The 18042-nt window shown below is 59.3% G+C and carries 18 protein-coding genes, 1 tRNA gene and 1 pseudogene; 14 read left to right on the top strand and 6 right to left on the bottom strand.

Going from position 1 to position 18042, the window contains the following annotated elements; all coding sequences use genetic code 11:
* Positions 1 to 71: 71 nt before the first annotated feature.
* Positions 72 to 638 carry a manganese efflux pump MntP gene (locus tag JCM12178_RS13440; protein ID WP_054652017.1) on the bottom strand — a complete coding sequence of 189 codons (567 nt, stop codon included), beginning with the start codon at positions 636 to 638 and terminating at the stop codon, positions 72 to 74.
* 64 nt (positions 639 to 702) lie between these two features.
* Positions 703 to 1344: an RluA family pseudouridine synthase gene (locus tag JCM12178_RS13435; protein WP_054652015.1), complete on the bottom strand. Its 642-nt coding sequence runs from the start codon at positions 1342 to 1344 to the stop codon at positions 703 to 705.
* A gap of 262 nt (positions 1345 to 1606) precedes the next feature.
* On the opposite strand from JCM12178_RS13435, the gene JCM12178_RS13430 reads away from it, so the two are divergent.
* The 8 genes and pseudogenes from JCM12178_RS13430 (at position 1607) to JCM12178_RS13395 (ending at position 9762) form a co-directional block, all read left to right on the top strand.
* Positions 1607 to 2218, top strand: coding sequence for a TetR/AcrR family transcriptional regulator (locus tag JCM12178_RS13430; protein WP_054652013.1), 612 nt, complete (start codon positions 1607 to 1609; stop codon positions 2216 to 2218).
* Positions 2215 to 4337: pseudogene (locus JCM12178_RS13425) on the top strand (SulP family inorganic anion transporter). The gene JCM12178_RS13430 and the pseudogene JCM12178_RS13425 overlap by 4 nt, the downstream one beginning before the upstream one ends.
* Positions 4338 to 4353: 16 nt before the next feature.
* Positions 4354 to 5562, top strand: a complete 1209-nt coding sequence (locus JCM12178_RS13420; protein ID WP_054652011.1) for a response regulator — start codon at positions 4354 to 4356, stop codon at positions 5560 to 5562.
* Between the two features lie 22 nt (positions 5563 to 5584).
* Positions 5585 to 7309, top strand: coding sequence for a sensor histidine kinase (locus JCM12178_RS13415; RefSeq protein ID WP_083465939.1), 1725 nt, complete (start codon positions 5585 to 5587; stop codon positions 7307 to 7309).
* A 9-nt stretch (positions 7310 to 7318) separates the two neighbouring features.
* Entirely contained in the window at positions 7319 to 7663 is a 345-nt protein-coding gene (locus JCM12178_RS13410) for a response regulator (protein ID WP_054652009.1), read from the top strand.
* Positions 7664 to 7682: 19 nt separating this feature from the next.
* Positions 7683 to 8303: an ATP-binding protein gene (locus JCM12178_RS13405; RefSeq protein WP_054652007.1), complete on the top strand. Its 621-nt coding sequence runs from the start codon at positions 7683 to 7685 to the stop codon at positions 8301 to 8303.
* A gap of 22 nt (positions 8304 to 8325) precedes the next feature.
* Positions 8326 to 8754, top strand: a complete 429-nt coding sequence (locus JCM12178_RS13400; protein ID WP_054652005.1) for a response regulator — start codon at positions 8326 to 8328, stop codon at positions 8752 to 8754.
* A gap of 141 nt (positions 8755 to 8895) precedes the next feature.
* A complete protein-coding gene (locus tag JCM12178_RS13395) occupies positions 8896 to 9762 on the top strand; it encodes a universal stress protein (RefSeq protein ID WP_054652004.1) in 867 nt (288 codons plus the stop codon).
* 60 nt (positions 9763 to 9822) lie between these two features.
* Here the strand turns inward: JCM12178_RS13395 and JCM12178_RS13390 are convergent, their stop codons facing one another.
* A complete protein-coding gene (locus tag JCM12178_RS13390) occupies positions 9823 to 10224 on the bottom strand; it encodes a hypothetical protein (RefSeq protein WP_054652002.1) in 402 nt (133 codons plus the stop codon).
* 57 nt (positions 10225 to 10281) lie between these two features.
* A complete protein-coding gene (locus JCM12178_RS13385; RefSeq protein ID WP_054652021.1) occupies positions 10282 to 11373 on the bottom strand; it encodes a class I SAM-dependent methyltransferase in 1092 nt (363 codons plus the stop codon).
* A gap of 205 nt (positions 11374 to 11578) precedes the next feature.
* Here JCM12178_RS13385 and infA point away from each other — a divergent pair, with 205 nt between their 5' ends.
* Positions 11579 to 11797 (top strand): translation initiation factor IF-1, encoded by a 219-nt coding sequence (gene infA / locus JCM12178_RS13380; RefSeq protein ID WP_054652000.1) that lies wholly within the window; start codon positions 11579 to 11581, stop codon positions 11795 to 11797.
* 275 nt (positions 11798 to 12072) lie between these two features.
* Positions 12073 to 12324: a hypothetical protein gene (locus tag JCM12178_RS13375; RefSeq protein WP_054651998.1), complete on the top strand. Its 252-nt coding sequence runs from the start codon at positions 12073 to 12075 to the stop codon at positions 12322 to 12324.
* Between the two features lie 72 nt (positions 12325 to 12396).
* Here the strand turns inward: JCM12178_RS13375 and JCM12178_RS13370 are convergent, their stop codons facing one another.
* On the bottom strand, positions 12397 to 12681 hold the full coding sequence (locus tag JCM12178_RS13370) for a hypothetical protein (protein ID WP_054651996.1): 285 nt from the start codon (positions 12679 to 12681) through the stop codon (positions 12397 to 12399).
* Between the two features lie 195 nt (positions 12682 to 12876).
* Between JCM12178_RS13370 and JCM12178_RS13365 the strand changes: the two genes are divergently transcribed.
* Positions 12877 to 12970 (top strand) — tRNA-Sec (locus tag JCM12178_RS13365).
* A 111-nt stretch (positions 12971 to 13081) separates the two neighbouring features.
* On the opposite strand, the gene JCM12178_RS18420 is transcribed toward JCM12178_RS13365, so the two are convergent.
* Positions 13082 to 13729: a hypothetical protein gene (locus JCM12178_RS18420; RefSeq protein WP_157054924.1), complete on the bottom strand. Its 648-nt coding sequence runs from the start codon at positions 13727 to 13729 to the stop codon at positions 13082 to 13084.
* 428 nt (positions 13730 to 14157) lie between these two features.
* Here JCM12178_RS18420 and JCM12178_RS13355 point away from each other — a divergent pair, with 428 nt between their 5' ends.
* From JCM12178_RS13355 to JCM12178_RS13345, 3 genes are all read left to right on the top strand, one after another.
* On the top strand, positions 14158 to 14916 hold the full coding sequence (locus tag JCM12178_RS13355; RefSeq protein ID WP_054651992.1) for a substrate-binding periplasmic protein: 759 nt from the start codon (positions 14158 to 14160) through the stop codon (positions 14914 to 14916).
* 265 nt (positions 14917 to 15181) lie between these two features.
* A complete protein-coding gene (phnD, locus tag JCM12178_RS13350; protein WP_172677138.1) occupies positions 15182 to 16201 on the top strand; it encodes a phosphate/phosphite/phosphonate ABC transporter substrate-binding protein in 1020 nt (339 codons plus the stop codon).
* Positions 16201 to 17808, top strand: a complete 1608-nt coding sequence (locus JCM12178_RS13345) for a sensor histidine kinase (protein ID WP_054651990.1) — start codon at positions 16201 to 16203, stop codon at positions 17806 to 17808. The genes phnD and JCM12178_RS13345 overlap by 1 nt, the downstream gene beginning before the upstream one ends.
* Positions 17809 to 18042 lie beyond the last annotated feature (234 nt).

Genomic DNA, 18042 nt, shown 5'->3' with positions numbered 1-18042 from the left:
CAATCTCCCGGAACCGAACCCAGCGGCAACGTAACGCTGCCGATCACCGTTCCAACGGCCCGCCCGCGCCACTACCCAAAAACATTCCGCTCCCACAAAATCTTCACACCAATCCCTATCAAAACAATTCCCCCAACCAACTCTGCATACTTACTGAACCGTTTGGCGCGGGAAACAGTCGCGCCCAGATGAATACCCACGGCAGTGAACACCAGCGCAACGATGCCTATGATGAGGGCGGGATACCAGACTGAAAGGCCGAGCATGGAAAGGCTCAGACCTACAGCGAGGGCGTCGATGCTGGTGGCGATGGAGAGCATGACCATGGTCAGGCCGCGTGTGGGGTCCTTGGCGGCGGTGTCGTCATCGTCGAAGGCTTCGCGGATCATCTTGATCCCGATGTAGCCGAGCAGCACAAAGGCGATCCAGTGGGCGTAGGTCTCGACATAGGTACGAATGTAAAGGCCGCAGTACCAGCCGAGGATGGGCATGAGTCCCTGAAACAGGCCAAAATGCCATGAAAGGCGGAAGGTCTGACGCAGGCTGACGGACTTGAGGGCCACGCCGGTGGCTATGGAGACGGCAAAGGCGTCCATGGCCAGCGCAATGGCGATGAGGATGAGTTCGGAATTCGGCATGTGTGGCTCCTTGGGTGGAGGTAGCCCGTTTCTTGAGGAGGTTCAAGAAAAGTTCCTTGAGGACTTAGAATGCGGGAGGCACGTCGAACTCCATGACCTCTTTGGTCTTGGGATGCACGAAGCGCAGATAGCGGGCGTGGAGCTTGAGCTGGCCGGGTCCGGTGCCGGTGCCGTAGAGGCGGTCGCCGACGATGGGGTGGCCGAGACCGAGGTGATGGGCGGCGTGGACGCGGAGCTGATGCGTGCGCCCGGTCTTCGGGTCGAACTCCACGCGGGTGTAGGAGTTTTCGACGGCGAGTTTCTTCCAGAGGGTCAGGGCTTGCTTGCCCTGCTCGAAGTCGACAACCTGATGGGGGCGGTTGTCGGGGTCGAGGCGCAGAGGCAGCTCCACTTGACCGTGTTCAGCTTGGAGGACTCCATCGAGCAGCGCGACGTACCGTTTTGAGACTTCGCGATTCTGGAACTGCACGGAGAGCTCTCGCTGGGCGCGTGCGGTGAGGCCGAGCACGAGAATGCCGGAGGTGTCCATGTCGAGGCGATGCACGGTGGGGAACCTGCGGCATTCCGGGAAATGCGCCTGCACGCGGGTGACGATGCAGTCCTGATTCTCCGGGCCTTTTCCGGGCACGGAGAGCAGCCCGCAGGGCTTGTTGACCACCACGATCTTGCGGTCGGCGTAGAGTATATCGAGTTCCGGCTTGCTCATGATCGCTCCGGGGGAATCCATGCCCCGTTTCGGCCTTGATGGCAAGCGCCGCCAGGTCGCTCAAGCATTACCTTTATATATAGCTAATAAAACTCAGCAACGAGATTTTCTAATATTTTCAATAAACTTAAGCAGATAAGCAAAATCAGCGCTTTCCGATCAGCAAGTGACTTTGAGAATTTTATCACAACGGGTTGACAATCGGTGGACATTTTCATAAACCGACTGAGCGCTCAGTCGGTTTTTTAGTGGAGGACAATTAATGCCGAAGAAGATGCCCAAGAAGAAGGAAGCGATCCTCAAGGCCGCGACGGTGTTGTTCGCAAATAAGGGGTTTACGGACACATCCATGCACGAGCTTTCCGAGCTCACCGGGGCCGCGGAAGGGACAATCTTCTATCATTTCAAAAACAAAGAGCACCTGCTGCTCACGATACTCCAGACGACGAACGAGAGTATCGTGGAGGAGTTCGACAGGTTCATTGACGGCCGAGAGTTCAAAAACGGCCTGCACATGGTGGAGGAGATCGTCTCCTTCTACCTGTACCTCGCCGGGATCATGGAGTTCCAGTTCCTGTTGCTGCAAAGGCACTATCTGTACAAGTTCGTTGCGGAAAATCAGGATTTCCGAAGCAGTCTGGAAGAGTTTTACAACTGCATTTCAGACATGTTCGAGAAGGCCATAGTCCGCGGACAACAGGACGGTTCCATCGGCAACGTGCACCCGCGCAAGACCGCGCTCATTTTGTTCACCATGGTGGACGGCGTGGTCCGCTTCAAGAACTTCAATCTGTACGATGCCGGAGCCCTGTTCAACGACCTGATCGAATCCTGCAGAAAAATGCTCAAGCCTGATGGAGAAACTGCACGATGATAAGCCGCATTCTCCCGTTCATTGAGTGGTTCAAAGGCTATAGCCTGAGCGACCTGCGAACGGACGTATTGGCGGGCGTGACCGTCGCGCTTGTCCTGATTCCCCAGTCCATGGCCTACGCCCAGTTGGCCGGTCTGCCCGCGTACTACGGTCTGTATGCCTCGTTCCTGCCGCCGTTGGTGGCTGCGCTGTTCGGCTCCAGCCGTCAGCTGGCAACGGGTCCCGTGGCCGTGGTCTCGCTCATGACGGCCGCCTCGCTGGAACCGCTGGCCACGGCGGGCAGTGAGGGCTTCATCGCCTATGCGGTGATGCTGGCCTTCCTTGTGGGCCTGTTCCAGTTCCTGCTCGGGGTCCTGCGCCTCGGGCTGGTGGTGAACTTCCTGTCCCACCCGGTGGTCAACGGCTTCACCAACGCCGCGGCCATCATCATCGCGTCCTCCCAGCTCTCCAAGCTGTTCGGCGTGTATGTGGACAAGGCGCCGCACCATTACGAAACCATCATCCGCGTGGTGGAAAACGCCTTCCATTACACCCACTGGCCGACCCTCGGCATGGGTGCATTGGCGATCACCACCATGGTCGGCCTGAAAAAGATCAACCCGCGCATCCCCAACGTCCTCGTGGCGGTGGTCATCACCACCCTGCTTTCGTGGGCCATCGGGTTCAACCACGACGCCAGGGTTGACATCTCGACCATCAAGTACCCAGAGTTCCAGGAGAAGCTCGTCCAGTTCAACTCCACTGTACAGAGCATCAACACGCTCGGTGAACAGCGCGCCGAAATCGGCAAGGTCATCGAGAACGCCAACGAACAAGGCGATGCCATCGGTGCCATCGACGCCCAGCACGACTACAACGTGGTGGACACCAACATCGCGCGCCAGAAGCAGGTTCAGCACGAGCTTCGCACCTGGATGCGCGACCAGCTCTTCACCGGCGTCAAGACCGGCTCCGGTCTGGCCTTCTACCCGCAGGGCCAGCTTCCCGCAGGTGCTGAAAGCGACGGCCGCACCTGGCGTCTGAAACTCGGCAACACCAAGCTGGACACCTCTTCCCTGAAGATGATGGGCGGCGGCGCGGTCGTCGGCACCATCCCGTCCGGCCTGCCGAAGATCTCGGCACCGTCCTTCGACTTCAAGGTCATGCTGCGCCTGCTGCCGTTCGCCGCGATCATCTCGCTGCTCGGCTTCATGGAGGCCATATCCATTGCCAAGGCCATGGCTGCCAAAACCGGCCAGCGCCTTGACCCGAACCAGGAACTCATCGGTCAGGGCCTTGCAACATGCTCGGCGCCTGCGGCCGAAGCTACCCCACGTCCGGTTCGTTCTCCCGATCCGCAGTCAACCTGCAGGCGGGTGCCGTATCGGGCCTGTCGAGCGTCGTGACCTCCCTCATGGTCGTCATCGTGCTCATGTTCTTCACCCCGCTGCTCTATCATCTGCCGCAGGCCGTGCTTGCCTCGGTCATCATGATGGCCGTCATCGGTCTGGTGAACGCCTCCGGTTTCATCCACGCGTGGAAAGCGCAGTGGTATGACGGTGCCATCTCCGTGATCTCCTTTGTCTGCACGCTGGCCTTTGCGCCGCACCTCGACAAGGGCATCATGGTCGGCGTCGTGCTCTCGCTGGGCGTGTTCCTCTACAAGAACATGCGCCCCCGCGTGGCCAGCCTGTCCCGCGCCGAAGACGAACACCTTCGCGACGCCACGGCCCACGGCCTCGGCGAGTGCGCCCACATGGCGGTCGTTCGCTTCGACGGCCCGCTGTTCTTCGCGAACGCGAGCTTCCTTGAAGACCAGATCACCGACCGAATGATGGAAAAGCCGAACCTGAAGCACATCATCATCTCCGCCGAAGGGATCAACGACATGGACGCATCCGGCGAGGAAGCGCTCTCCCTGATCGTGGACCGTGTCCGCGCCGCGGGCATCGACGTGTCCCTCTCCGGAGTGAACGAATCGGTCATGGCCGTGCTCAAGCGTACCCACCTGCTGGAAAAGATCGGCGAGGACAACGTCTTCCCGAACACCGAGCTGGCGGTCTGCGCCACCCACGAAACCGCGCACAAGGACGGAAGCGAGGCCGCATGCCCGCTGACCACCGTGTGCCGACTGACGTAATCAAAGGAGTAGTCTCATGAGCATAGCATGCATCTTCAGCGGCCTGTACTGCGAGGCTGACGAGATCGCCTCGGCCGTGCTGGACCGCACCGGTGCCGACATCATCTCTGACAAAGACGTCGTCGCGCGGGCGGCCGCCCTCTCCGGCATGAACGAAGACAGGATCGGCAAGGCCTTCTTTGCCGGGACCTCCATCTTCAACCGCTTCAGCCACGAGAAGGAGCGCGCAACCTCCTGGCTCCGCCTGGCCGCGGCCGAACTGCTGACCGAAAAGGAAAACGCCGTGATGCACGGATTCTCGGCCCAGCTGCCGCCGGAATCCATCAGCCACTTGCTGCGCACCTGCGTGATCGCGAATGTGCAATACCGCCTTGACGTGGCTGAGAAGCTCGGCATCACGCAGGCCGAGGCCAAACGCCACATCACCAAGGGCGATGAGGACCGTGCCTCGTGGACCAAAGAAACCCGCAACGAGGACGACCCCTGGAAGGCCTCGCTTTACGATCTGGTCATCCCGGTGGACAAGACCGGCGTCAAGGACGCTGCAGAGCAGATCCTCGAACAGCTGGCCAACCCGGCGGTCAAGCCCACCGCGTCCTCGGCCAAGGCGGTGCAGGACTTCCTGCTGGCCGCACGGGTCGAGACCTCGCTGGCAGGCTCCGGCCACCACGTTGGCGTGGCCGCACGGGACGGCAAGGTCACCATCATCATCAACAAGAACGTCCTCATGCTGGAACGCCTTGAGCGCGAACTCAAGGAGCTGGCCTCCAAGGTCGACGGCGTGAAAGATGTGGACACAAAGGTCGGACCCAACTTCCATCAATCCGACATATATCGTAAGGTGGACTTCGAGCTGCCGAACAAGGTTCTGCTGGTCGATGACGAACGCGAGTTCGTCCAGACCCTGTCCGAGCGCCTCATGCTCCGCGACATGGGTTCGGCCGTGGCCTACGACGGCGAATCGGCGCTTGACCTCGTGGCGGACGACGACCCGGAAGTCATCGTGCTCGACCTCAAGATGCCCGGCATCGACGGCATCGAGGTGCTGCGCCGGGTGAAGGCCATGCGCCCCGAAGTGCAGGTCATCATCCTCACCGGCCACGGCTCCGAGGAAGACCGCGACGTCTGCATGAAGCTCGGTGCCTTTGCCTACCTGCACAAGCCGGTGGACATCGAGACCCTGAGCGAGACCATCAAGAAGGCTCACGAAGCCGCAGCGGTCTAAAAAAAGGATTGGAGAGGTTCCCGTGAAGTCCATAACGGAGATGCTGAAACCCCGCTTCTGGTCGACCGATGACGAAGTCCTCGGCACGAACCGGTGGTTCCAGAACTATCGCAGGGTCTGGGCGATCGCTGTTGCGCTCCTGAGCGCGGTGGCACTCATCCCCCTGCTTTTCGTCTCCTCCATGGACTACCGCGCCACGCGCAACGCCATCATGAGCGAGAACCTGCTCCGGACCACGAGGACAACATCCAATACGCGCCGCACGGTCAGCTACTTTCTTGAAGAGCGCCGTGCGGCGCTTGCCCTCATCACCCGCACCGTTCCGGAGGCGGAGCTGCGCAACCCCAATCACCTCAGGGAGATTCTCGGGGGACTCAAGGCCGCGTTCGGCGGCTATACCGACCTCGGCCTCGTGGATGAAAACGGCAGGCAGGTGACGTACGTCGGCCCCTACGCCCTGCAGGGCAAGGACTACAGCGACCAGCCGTGGTTCCGGGAGACCATGGACCTCGGGTCCTACGTCAGCAGCGTCTTCCTCGGCTACCGCGACCTGCCGCACTTCGTGCTGGCCGTGCGCTTCACCCTTGACGACAAACCCGCCATCCTGCGCGCCACCATCGACATCAGCCGTTTTCAGGAACTGCTCACTGACCTGACCCTTTCGGGCGACGGGGACGCCTTCATCGTGAATACCGAAGGCATCCTACAGACGCCTTCCCGACTGCACGGTGACGTTTTGGAAATCATGAACCTGCCGGTACCGGAACGGGCCAGCCGCACGCAGTCCGACGTGGTGCGAAGCAGCGAGGGCGAACCGCTCATCACCGGCTACGCCTATGTCGAGGGCACCCCGTTCATCGTCATGATCGTCAAGCGTCAGGCCATGCTCATGGAATCCGTGAACAAGGCCAGCGAACGCATTCTCTGGATCACCGGCCTGAGCGGCGTGGTCATCCTGCTGGTGATTCTCGGGGTGGCGACCTTCATGGTCGGTCGCATCTATGACGCGGACCAGACCCGCATCAAGGCCATGCGCGACATGGAACACGCCAACCGCATGGCCTCCATCGGACGGCTCGCCGCGGGAGTTGCCCACGAAATCAACAACCCGCTGGCCATCATCAACGAGAAGGCCGGGCTGCTCCGCGACCTCTTTACCTTCCGCGACGAGTACAAGGGCGACGACCGGCTGGTGGGCATGGTGGACTCCATCATCAACTCCGTGGAGCGTTGCGGCACCATCACCAAGCGCCTTCTGGGCTTTGCCCGGCAGGTGGACACCTACATGGCCCCACTCAATCTGCCCGGCGTTGTACGGGAAGTGCTCAGCTTCGTGCAGAAGGAAGCCGAGTACCGCAGCATCGACGTGCAGGTCATCCTCGAAGACGAGATCCCGAGCGTGGTCTCGGACCGGGGCAAGGTACAACAGATCTTTCTCAATCTGGTGACCAACGCCTTCCATGCCATGGAAGACGGCGGGAGCCTCGACATCACCATTCGCCGGACAAATGACGACATGGTGGAGCTCATGTTCTCGGACGACGGCTGCGGCATCGCCCCCGAAAACATGGAGCGCATTTTCGAGCCGTTCTTTTCCACCCGGAAGCAGACCAGCGGAACCGGGCTGGGGCTCTCCATCACCTACGGGCTGGTGAACGAGCTGGGCGGCGAGATGGACGTGGCCAGTGAGTTGGGCACGGGCACGACCTTTATAATCCGTCTTCCCATCGGAAGCGAAGCTAACTGAGGACTTGTTGTGAAGATTCTTTTGGTTGACGACGAAATCGAACTGATTTCCGCACTTGCGGAACGACTCTCCTTCCGCGGCATTGACGCGGACTGGACGGACAACGGAGACCAGGCCATCGAGCTGGCCCGTGAAAACGACTACGAAGTGGCCGTGCTGGACGTGAAGATGCCCGGCATGAGCGGACTGGAACTGCGCGAACACCTCAAGGCCATCAAGCCGGAAATGCGCTTCGTGTTCCTCTCCGGCCACGGGTCTGAACAAGATTTCCGCGAGGGGTCCGCCAAGGCCTCCTCGTACCTTATCAAGCCGATCAACATTGACGAGCTCATCGAGCGCGTCAAGAATGCATAGGATCGGGAAGGAACGCGATATGGATACGGTGAATACGGACGGACGGGAACGGCTGAAATTTTTCGGCCGCGTGACGGCATCCGCAACGCACGACCTCAAGAACGTCCTCGCCATCGTCAACGAAAACGCGGGGCTGCTCGAAGACCTCTGCCTCCTGGCCGAACGCGGGCAACTTACCCCTGACCGACTGACGCACGCCAGCGGTCGGATCCGGGAGCAGGTGAACCGGGGCAACGGCATCATCCGTCGCCTCAACGACTTCGCGCACACCCCCGACGTGGACGAGACGAACGTGGACCTCGCCGAGGCGGCATTGCTCGCCGCGGGCCTCTCGGCCCGTTTCGCCCAGCTGCGGGAGACTTCCATCGAAACAGACACCGCGTCGACCGCCACGGTCCGCGGCTCGAAGTTCGAGGTGGTCCGGCTCGCCTGCGGTCTCCTTGAGATCGCGGCGGACGCGGCAAAAACTGCGGGCCCCGTATCCATACGTTCGACCGCCGCCCCCACGGCACTGGAGATTGCAGCGCCCGAAGGGGTATCGTTTGACGGGAGTGCCCTGGCACCCCTCGCGGAGAGCGCAGGAGCGTCCCTGGACAGCTCCGCACCCCATCACGTCGCCATTGTGTTCGGCGACGCGTAACCGCCAAAACAAGGAGCCTGAAATGTCAGAAAAGGTCCTTCTCATAGACGACGAACCGGAATTCCTGGAATCCATGGGCGAACGCCTGAAGCTCCGGGACATGGATGTGGACTCTTCCACCAACATCTCCGAAGCGCTGGACAAGCTCGCCGCCGAGCAGTTCGACGCCATCTTCCTCGACCTCCAGATGCCCGGCACCAACGGCATCGAGAGCCTGAAGATGATCAAGAAGCTCTACCCGGACCTGCAGGTCATCCTGCTCACCGGCCACGCATCCGTGGAAAAGGGCATCGAGGCCATGAAGCTCGGCGCCATGGACTTCATCGAAAAGCCCGCCGACATCAACGTGCTCAGCGAAAAGGTCAAGAAGGCGCAGGCCAAGAAGATGATCCTCGTGGAAAAGGCCACCGAGGAGCGCATCAGCAGCATCATCACCGGCAAGAGCTGGTAGCCCGCGCATAGTCACGTTTCCATCCGGGGCGCGCCCGCGCCCCGGAAGAAACGGCTCCCCTTTCCGAAGGGAAAACACTTGCCTTCCACCGCGTAATCCGCTCTATTCATGGAGCAATCAGAAAACGCACCCGGAGGGCCAGTGGAAAAACATATTCTCTTGACGGTTTCGGAAGGAGCCGCCGCATCGTATTCACTGCGATTCGTGAACAGCTTCTTCGAATCGTTCGACGACACCCGTTTCACCCTGCTCTATGTCATTCCGAGGCCCATGCGCTTCGGGCACGAGGGCAATACGGAAGCCATGTCCGCCGTCTCGGCCATGAAACGCCAACAGGCCAAACAGACGGTTGAAAACGCCCGCAAATGGCTGGTTGATTTCGCCGGCTGCCCGGCCAACAGGCTGGAGACCAAGATCATCACATCCCACAAAGGCACGGTGCGCGAGATCATCGAGGAATCACGCCGGGGCCTCTACGACTGCACGACCATTGGCCGCAAGGCTTACTCGTGGGTGGAAGAACTCATCGAGGACAGCGTGACCCACGGCATCATGTGGAAGGAGATCGACTTTCCGCTCTGGATTTGCCGCCAGCCGCCCGAAACGCCGCGCAGGAACGTCCTGCTCTGCACGGACGGCTCGGCCCCGAGCCTTCGCATGGCCGACCATGTGGGCTATATGCTCCAGCATCAGCCGCAGCACAAGGTGACCGTCCTGCATGTGAAGGATGGCGGCAGCGACGGCCCGGACAGTGAAGAGATTTTTGAAAACACACGGGCAGCGCTGGCTGAGAACGGCATCACGGAAGAGCGCACGGAGTACAAGGCCGTGACCGCGAAGAGCGTGGACAAAGCCATCCTCAGCGAAAACGCCGCAGAAAACTACATTGCGGTTGCCCTCGGCAAACGCAACATCAAGCCGGGCAAGATGGACACCTTCTTCCCCGGCTCTCTGAGCATTCGCCTGCTGCGCCAGTTGGAAAGCACGGCACTGTGGATCAGCAAATAGCCGACCACACGAAGAACGCACATGGGGCTCCGGTTTACCGGGCCCCTTTTTGGTATCGGATCAGGACGCCTTGGAGCGGGCCTCGGCCAGCTTCTCCAGCACAAGCGCCACACTGCCGGGCTCGTCTTCATCCACGTCAAAGCACACGGCGTTCTCGCCAAGCAGCCCCTCCGGGACAAAATCGCCCACCTCGTCCGGGTCGGTGACGTAATCCGCATAAAAACAGACCGACAGCCAGCGGCCGGACGGGTCGTCGATGACGTCCACCAGTGCGAAAAGCGGCCGCTCCTGCCCTTCTGCCCGCGGACGAAGGGAGTAGCTGACGCCGGGACGGGCGTTGAGCTCGCAGTGGACACCGTCCATCGCATCGATGGCGGCACGGAATTGCATGAACGCCTGACGGGCAAAGCCGTCGGGCCAGTCTTCCAGAAACGCGTCGAGAGTAATCGTTTGTTCGCTCATGAAGAATTTCAGTACGATCTATAGGGTTATTTGTCCACCGCTTTTCGCGGCGTCCGCCTAAGGGCGGCAGAAGAAATGCAGATTGAACGGGTCGTTGGGAATCTCGGTGACGTTTACATCGGAAAAGCCCGCTTCGGCAAGCATCCGCTCGGCGCGCTGGCGGCCCCACATCATGCCCAGCCCGGCCCCGCCGTCGTGCAGGCCTACGGGCATACAGTGCATCAGGCTGACCGTATAGAGAAATGGTCCCATGGGATGTCCGGCGTTGCCGCCAATGTCGCTTTCCGCGGCGATGTCCACCATGGAAAAGGCCCCGCCCGGAGCAAGCATCCGGTGCACGGCGTCCAGAGCCTTTGCCGGATGACGCTGGTCGTGCACGGCATCAAAGGCGGTCACGTAGTCGAAAGCTCCTTCATAATCCGCAGCAGTGACCGGATCGGCAACGTCGCGCAGCTCGAAACTGGTGTTATCAAGCCCTTCGATCCCGGCCTCGAGCCGGGCCGTATGGATGGCCTCCTCGGAACAGTCCAGCCCCACGAACTCGCTTTCCGGGAACGCCGCCGCCATGAGGCGCAACGCCAGCCCTTCGGCACAGCCCATGTCGAGTACCCGAATGCCGGAGCGAAGCCGCTCCACCATGCGACCTCCGTCCACGCTGGGCAGAAAGTCTTCCACGAGCGTCTTCATGTGCTTGGCGTCGGCAAGCTCGCCCATGAACTGCTGAAACCGGGGATAGGTGTCGTAGGAAAGCCCTTCGCCCGTCACAAAACCTTTGAGCACGCCGTCCATGGCGCACTGGGTGAGCAGCGGAATCTCCTGCGTGTAGACACCGAGGTTGCTGCTTCCGGCGCGGCGGGTCAGGATGTCGGCGTGTTCCGGGGGCAGAAGAAAACGCTCCTCGTCGTCCTCATTATGCAGTTCAATGACGCGACCGGCGACCATGACGCCCAGCCACTCGCGCACGTACCGCTCGCTCATGCCTGCGGCATTGGCGAGCTCCGAAGCGCTCTGCGGCTCATCAACCCCGTCCATGGCCTCAAAGAGCCGGGTACGGTAGCCAAGAGCAAGCGCGAGGTTCAGCGAAGACGCATTGAGAATATCCACCATCCGCTCGGCAAAGGCCGCGCGCCTGTCCTGTTCACTCGTCATGAACTGCCCTCCCCTTTCCTCAAACCTGTACCACACTACCGCGCTTTCTTCATCCGTTTCGCGCACTGAAACCCTTTTGGATTGGACAAACGGCAGCATTTCCTATATGGGAAACAGGCCCTTCGCTTGGGGCAGGGCCCTTCGGCCCACGCGCGGCCGCAAATCCCACAGCGCGCCGCCCGGTAATAACAAACAGGGAGACTCAATGGCCAAGGAAGAAGGAATCAAGGTTCAGGGGACCGTGGAAGAAGCACTGCCCAACGCGATGTTCCGGGTGCTGCTCGAAAACGGACATGAAGTGCTCGCCCACATTTCCGGCAAGATGCGCAAGTTCCGCATCCGTGTCATGCCCGGCGACACCGTCACTGTGGAACTCAGCCCGTACGACCTGACCCGCGGGCGCATCACCTTCCGCCCCCGCTAGTTTCCGCACGGCCCGCGCCTGACCTCCTGGAGGTCCATCCGCCGACCAATACGACATCTCCCCCTTCTTCCTCCCGGAAGAAGGGGTCTTTTCCCGTGGACGACCGAAACTTCCCGGCCGCGCGCATCTCTTGCGCACCAGCACCGTCAACACAACGCTCTCGCCAAACCAGCACGGACACTAGTTCAGCAAATTCAGCACCTTGATAGACAGACACACTCTGGCACGCCCCTTGATATGTACGGCAACAATCCAACCAATCAAGGAGAGACGCCATGAAACGAATCGCCATCATCACGCTGCTTGCTGCGCTAACCCTCGCCATTGCCCTGCCCGCTTCCGCAGGATCGCTTCGACGCGCCGTGCATCTGGACCGCAAGGGAGACCGCATTGAGCGCAAGCTGGACCGGGCCGCGCACCGTGCGGCGAAAAACGGCCACGTTCGACGCGCCGCGCATCTGGCGCAAAAGGGAAACAGGATAGACCGCAGGCTGGACCGCAAGGCCGCGAGAGTCCTGCTGCGTTAGTTGGACATAAGTCGGCCTGCGCCGTCCGCTCCCCAGTAGAGGACGACGCAGGCCAGCTCAGGAGGAGTTCTTCTATTGGCAGACCGGCCCGGTTCCGGGCGCGAGACTGTCGAGGTACGCGGCCGCGCTTCCGATGTCCGAAGCAGGCAGTTGCGCCCCCTTGCCGACCATCCTCGTGATGGTCTTGGTCCACGCTGCCGAATCCTTGATGCCGATCATCTTGCACACCCGCTTGGCAGGGTGACACTGACTACAGGTATCGGCAATGCGATCACCCATATCCGAGGCAGAAGCGCCCATGGCGGCAACGGCACCGAGCATCAGGCATATCATGAGGGAGGCCAGAACTTTTTTCATTGGTGTTTTCTCCGTACGGCCCGGATGAAGGCCGTCTGTTGCAATTGTTTGGTTTTACCGTACCGCAAATTCGTTCCGAATGAAACGGTCACGGCAAAAAAAAACGACTCTCCCAAAAGCCGCACCCATCAGTCATATCATTCATTTTCCCTTGAAGCCCCGTTCCAAAACTGATAGCTAGTTGTCCTTCCCTGCGGAAGCGTTTCGTCACCGGTGTGGCGCCTGGACTTCAAATCCAGTGGACGGGCTAACCCTCGTCGGTAGGTTCGACTCCTATACGCTTCCGCCAATCGACCACAAGGGCCTGCCATGCAGGCCTTTTTCTTTCTTCAAATGCGTGAGGGGGGAGGCCCATCAGACTTAGCATCATGAATCGTATCCTAATATTTTTCTCTAATTTTCACTTTGATTCAATGCACTTGCAGCGATAACCACAAGCAGCTTGAAATCGATCTTTCAGAGAAGGAGGTGTGATTTTGCTCCGAAACAAGCTTTCAGCGTCGGTAACGATCCCTTCAACTTTTGGCCTGATTTTATCCTGATTACCTCTATACCAGATCACAGCCTCAAGCTCCCTCCTATCCGCTAACAGCCTCTTACGTTCCTCCTTCTCGTAGAACGCCAACGGTTCATTCCAGTAATGGTCGCCAAGTATCTCTGTCGTCACCATTATATTAACGATAATGCCCCAAAGGTCATCAAATATCTTGGTATACGAATCGCCAAACATCACCCGACAACGTTGCTGAATTGTTCTCATTTCTCCATACACTTCACTGTGCTTATCAAGCCTTGCAAAGACAACATATGCCCTATCACGGGCAGACTTTTCATGCTGACTTTCGCCCTCTACCCGCTCCCGCCCTTCATATTCTGCACTTGACGAGAAAGGACTTCGTATGGAGTTGATTGCACTCTGCATTTCGTACACGGATAACAATGCTTTTTCAGCAAGATCGGAATGTTTCCTCCATAGTAATTCACGTTTCCATGCATTAATCCCAAGGATCGCAGCAACTGCACCGATAATAACAGCGAAATCACTCATGACACTTACGAATTCAGAAAACATTTTGTCACACACTCTCATTTAATAGTAGCAAGGAAGTAATAAGGTGCAGGGTAAGAAAATAACGGTTCCTCGTCCAGAGATCAGCGGCGACTTAAAGAACAGACGTTTTTTAACACCCTGACAGCGGCGAAGCGAACAGACAACAGGACAATTCGCAACGAGATAACTAAACAATATAAAATCCTAAAATACAGGAACATCCCTCATCTTGAACTAACTCTCAATGACAGTCGGACACTGGCCTGCCTGACACCGCATTCTCTTATCCCCTCGCGCCCGCCCCACACAACTTCGCATTCCGAAGCCATCCTCTGTCCCAAGCCATTTGATTCATCCTTTGACAACAGACGCCATTTCCGTGCATATTGTTTATAGATGCAATTTTCCTAACAGGATACGGGGTAATGCGGCGTTTCCTCCTCGCCATGGTCATGCTGGCACTCATGCCAACCCTTGCGTTTTGCGAAGAAACGCAGGTGTATTCCGTGGCTACGGAGTATTGGCCACCGTTTCGCGTCGGAACACGCAGTGGTGACATTGTCGGGTTGGACGTGGACATCCTCGACGAGGCAGCCAAGCGAATGAACGTGCAGTTCAGATGGCACCAACGGCCATGGGGACGATGCCTGTATGAACTGGAGCAGGGAATCGCCGACATCATGACCGGCGTCGCATGGACAGAAGAACGTGCTCAGTATGCGCTCTATACCGATACGCCATACTACACCTGCTCCCCGAGATTCTATGCGCTCAAGGAAAACACCGGCATCGTGAAAAGCTATGACGATCTGAAGGGCCTGACCATAGGGTTCACCCGAGACTCGGCCTATTTCCCCCGGTTCGACAAGGACACCTCCCTGATGAAGCGTGCAGGGAACAATGAGGAACACCTCATCCGCATGGTGGAAAACGGGCGATGGAACATTTTTGTCGGCACCGACTGTCAGGTGGAGCGCGACCTCGCCCTCTACGGGTTGCAGGACACCATTAGCGAGGTCGACTTCAAACCGGAACACCATACCGATCTCTTTCTGGCGGTCTCCATGCGGTCGCCACTGGCGAAGCGCATGGACGAACTCAACGCCACCCTGCGCGAAATGCTTGACGACGGCACCATACGCAAAATGGCAAGCTACTACTTCGACTCCCAGCGCGATGATTAGCCCAACTGAAACCAACGCGTCACACGAGCACAGCGACCGCGAAAGCACCAAGGCTTCAATGATTCCCCCCTGTTCCCAGCCAGCACTCGGCAGACAGGCCCTTCTGTGCGTTACAATACTGAAACTTCTGCCGCATCAATGGTTGCGAAAAAGGAAAATACGCTAAAGGTGGTGCCTTGGGCGTGGCATGCAACCGGGCACCCAACGCATGCCAACAAGGAGCACGAATGCTCCTCTCAACACCGTTCAACCGGAAGCGTGCGTCGTGCCGTATCAATGCCGAATCCCTTTTTTTGTTGCGCACGTCATTGGCGCACTCTGGGTCCTGCTGGGATTCTGCGGAACAGCCCGCGCCACTCCAGACGCGCTGGTCATGGGGCTGGTGTGCACGGACTCCCGTGATGCCCTGCATGAAACGTGGGATCCGATTCTCAAGGAGATATCGGAGACCGTCGGCGTATCCATCAAGGCGCTGGTGCTCGACGACTACGCCGGGGTCATCTGGTATCTTGCCAGGGGCAAGGCCGACATCGCATGGCTCGGCAACAAATCGGCCATTGAGGCCGTGGACCGGGCCAAGGTGGAGATAGTGGCCAAAACCCTGACACGACACGGCGAGGGGTATTACGCGCACCTCATCACACGCAAGGACTCCGGTCTTGAAAGCGTACAGGATGTCATCGATAACGCAGGCCGACTTGTGTTCGGCAACGGCGACCCCAATTCCACCTCGGGCTTCCTCGTTCCGGGCTACTACCTCTTCGCAACACGCGGCGTCGACCCTGACGCCATCTTCAAGCGCGTCCTGCACCACAACCATGAGGGCAACTTTCACGCCGTGCTCGAAGGCCGTGCGGACGTGGCCACCAACAACAGTCAGGCCCTGACGCTCTACAGGAACCTCTATCCGAAGCAATACGAAGACATTCGCATCATCTGGACGTCGCCGCTCATTCCCTCCGACCCCATCGTGGTTCGGAAGGCGTTGCCCGAGCCACTGAAGAAGAGCATCCGCAGCGCCCTTGTCCAATTTGCCCGCCCCGCTTCCGGCAAGAGCACGGAACACGTGAAGAGGCAGCAACAAATGCTCTCCGCCCGTGAATGGACGGGCTTTGCCCCCTCGGACAATTCCCAACTGCTCCCGATTCGCAAGTTGAGCCTGTTCAAGGAGCGCATGCTTATAATGAATAATGAAAGCCTTCCGGACGATCGGCGCAGCAAGCTGCTTGAGGCGCTTGACCGGAAACTGAAAATGCTCGAAAGCCGGGAGGCATCAGCACAGTAATGTCCAGCAAGCCGCAAGGCCCCGCCTCCTTTTTCAATCGGGGCACCAAATTCACCAGATCGCTGGCCTTCAAGATCATTCTTCCGGTCACGGGAGTGATCCTGCTGACCTGCGTGGCGCTCTTCGCGCTCTATTCCCACCGCACCGCCGAGCAAGGGCGGGCCGACCTTCGCGAACGGCTTGAACTGTTCGCCAACAGCAAGGCCGCCGAACTGGCCGAACCGTTATGGAACTTCCAGTTCGAACACCTCAAGCGACTCATGCGCAGCTATCAGGACAACCAGCACCTTTACCGGGCCACGCTGTACGACCATCAGGGGCGTATTATCGCCGACGTCAAACCGGCCATGGACCTGCCCTACTCCGAGGTGATCCACACCGAGCGCCGCCTGCGGCGAGCCGCGGGAAACGAAGTGCTCGACCTCGGCCGTGTGGCCATTGAATACCACGACGGCGACATGCGAACCGAACTGCTGAAACGCCGCCGCGTGGACACGATCTTCACCATAGTTTTCATGGTCGTACTTGGCTCCACGGTCTGGCTCTCCGTCCACTTCATCATCGGCAGACCGCTCAAGCGCATCCAGAACGTCCTGCATGAAAACACCACCAACGGCCTGCGAAAACCGCTGGTCTGGAACAAGCGCGACGAACTTGGCGAGATGGTGCAGGCCTACAACGCCATGATGCGGCAGGTTGAGCAACAGACGCACGACCTCGTTGAAATGAATACGACCCTTCGTTCCGAAGTGGCCCAGCGCCGGAGGGTGGAGGAAGAACTCAACAAGGCCCAGCAGGAGCTGGAACGAAAGGTGGAGCAGCGGACTCTGGAACTGCGGCTGGCGAACAAGGAGCTCATCGAGCTGGACAAGCAACGCTCCGCGTTTCTGGCCTCGGCATCACACGAGTTGCGCACACCGCTCTCGGCCATCCTCGGCTTCGCCATACTGGTTAAAAAGCATTTCAAGAAGCACTTCATGCCGCTCACCGAAGGGCACGGGCTGGAAGACAAGAGCGAGACCCTCCTTGCCAACCTCAGGATCATAGGCAAGGAAGGCAAGCGTCTTTCCCGGCTCGTGGACGACCTCCTCGACCTCAACAAGATCGAGGCAGGACACATGGAATGGCGGGACACGGAGCTGAACGTTCCCGATGAGATCGCCCGGGCCACCAAAACCATGAGCAGCTCCCTGAACCGGAAGCCCGAGGTGAACCTCTACGTCTTCACAGAAACGGGTCTGCCCCCCATCAACTGCGACCCGGACCGCTTCCAGCAGGTGCTCATCAACCTGCTTTCCAATGCGGTCAAACATACGGACAAGGGCGAAATCAGCCTGAAGACCGGTCTGGAGAACGGCATGATCAGCATCTCGGTCTCGGATACCGGCAAGGGCATCCCGACAGAAGACCTGCCCTTCATTTTTCAGAAGTTCTACCAGAGCGGCAGCGGCGACACCTTCAAACCCACGGGAACCGGCCTCGGGCTGGCAATCTGCAAGAACATCGTCGAGCATTACGGCGGCGACATCTCCGTGCAGTCCCGCTCCGGTGTGGGCAGCACCTTCACCATTGAACTGCCCGTCACCCGCGTTGAGGACGAGGAATAATCCGGGACACTGCCTCCCCGGCCGCCAGCGGACAGCACCCACCCCATAACATATGAAAAGGGCCCCTCACGGGGCCCTTTGTCATGTATTCTAGAACCGCTCGAAGTCGTCATCCGAGTCCATGTTCATGTCCAGCTCCGTGCCGGACGAGGGCGGGGACTGCGGCTGCGGCCTGCTACGAGGCTTCGACTCTCCCGCGCCCGGCAACGCAGGGCTTGCGGCGGCCTTTCGGGA

This window comes from Salidesulfovibrio brasiliensis JCM 12178 (assembly GCF_001311825.1).
GTDB classification, from domain to species: Bacteria; Desulfobacterota; Desulfovibrionia; order Desulfovibrionales; family Desulfovibrionaceae; genus Pseudodesulfovibrio; species Pseudodesulfovibrio brasiliensis.
Note: the sequence above shows the minus strand (reverse complement) of the source record. Positions and strands in the feature narration are given on the sequence as shown.

Coding starts and splice junctions, on each gene's coding strand:
- JCM12178_RS13440 (WP_054652017.1), bottom strand. CDS start 638: ATGCCGAATTCCGAACTCATCCTCATCGCCATTGCGCTGGCCATGGAC.
- JCM12178_RS13435 (WP_054652015.1), bottom strand. CDS start 1,344: ATGAGCAAGCCGGAACTCGATATACTCTACGCCGACCGCAAGATCGTG.
- JCM12178_RS13430 (WP_054652013.1), top strand. CDS start 1,607: ATGCCGAAGAAGATGCCCAAGAAGAAGGAAGCGATCCTCAAGGCCGCG.
- JCM12178_RS13420 (WP_054652011.1), top strand. CDS start 4,354: ATGAGCATAGCATGCATCTTCAGCGGCCTGTACTGCGAGGCTGACGAG.
- JCM12178_RS13405 (WP_054652007.1), top strand. CDS start 7,683: ATGGATACGGTGAATACGGACGGACGGGAACGGCTGAAATTTTTCGGC.
- JCM12178_RS13400 (WP_054652005.1), top strand. CDS start 8,326: ATGTCAGAAAAGGTCCTTCTCATAGACGACGAACCGGAATTCCTGGAA.
- JCM12178_RS13390 (WP_054652002.1), bottom strand. CDS start 10,224: ATGAGCGAACAAACGATTACTCTCGACGCGTTTCTGGAAGACTGGCCC.
- JCM12178_RS13385 (WP_054652021.1), bottom strand. CDS start 11,373: ATGACGAGTGAACAGGACAGGCGCGCGGCCTTTGCCGAGCGGATGGTG.
- infA (WP_054652000.1), top strand. CDS start 11,579: ATGGCCAAGGAAGAAGGAATCAAGGTTCAGGGGACCGTGGAAGAAGCA.
- JCM12178_RS13375 (WP_054651998.1), top strand. CDS start 12,073: ATGAAACGAATCGCCATCATCACGCTGCTTGCTGCGCTAACCCTCGCC.
- JCM12178_RS13370 (WP_054651996.1), bottom strand. CDS start 12,681: ATGAAAAAAGTTCTGGCCTCCCTCATGATATGCCTGATGCTCGGTGCC.
- JCM12178_RS18420 (WP_157054924.1), bottom strand. CDS start 13,729: ATGAGTGATTTCGCTGTTATTATCGGTGCAGTTGCTGCGATCCTTGGG.
- JCM12178_RS13355 (WP_054651992.1), top strand. CDS start 14,158: ATGCGGCGTTTCCTCCTCGCCATGGTCATGCTGGCACTCATGCCAACC.
- JCM12178_RS13345 (WP_054651990.1), top strand. CDS start 16,201: ATGTCCAGCAAGCCGCAAGGCCCCGCCTCCTTTTTCAATCGGGGCACC.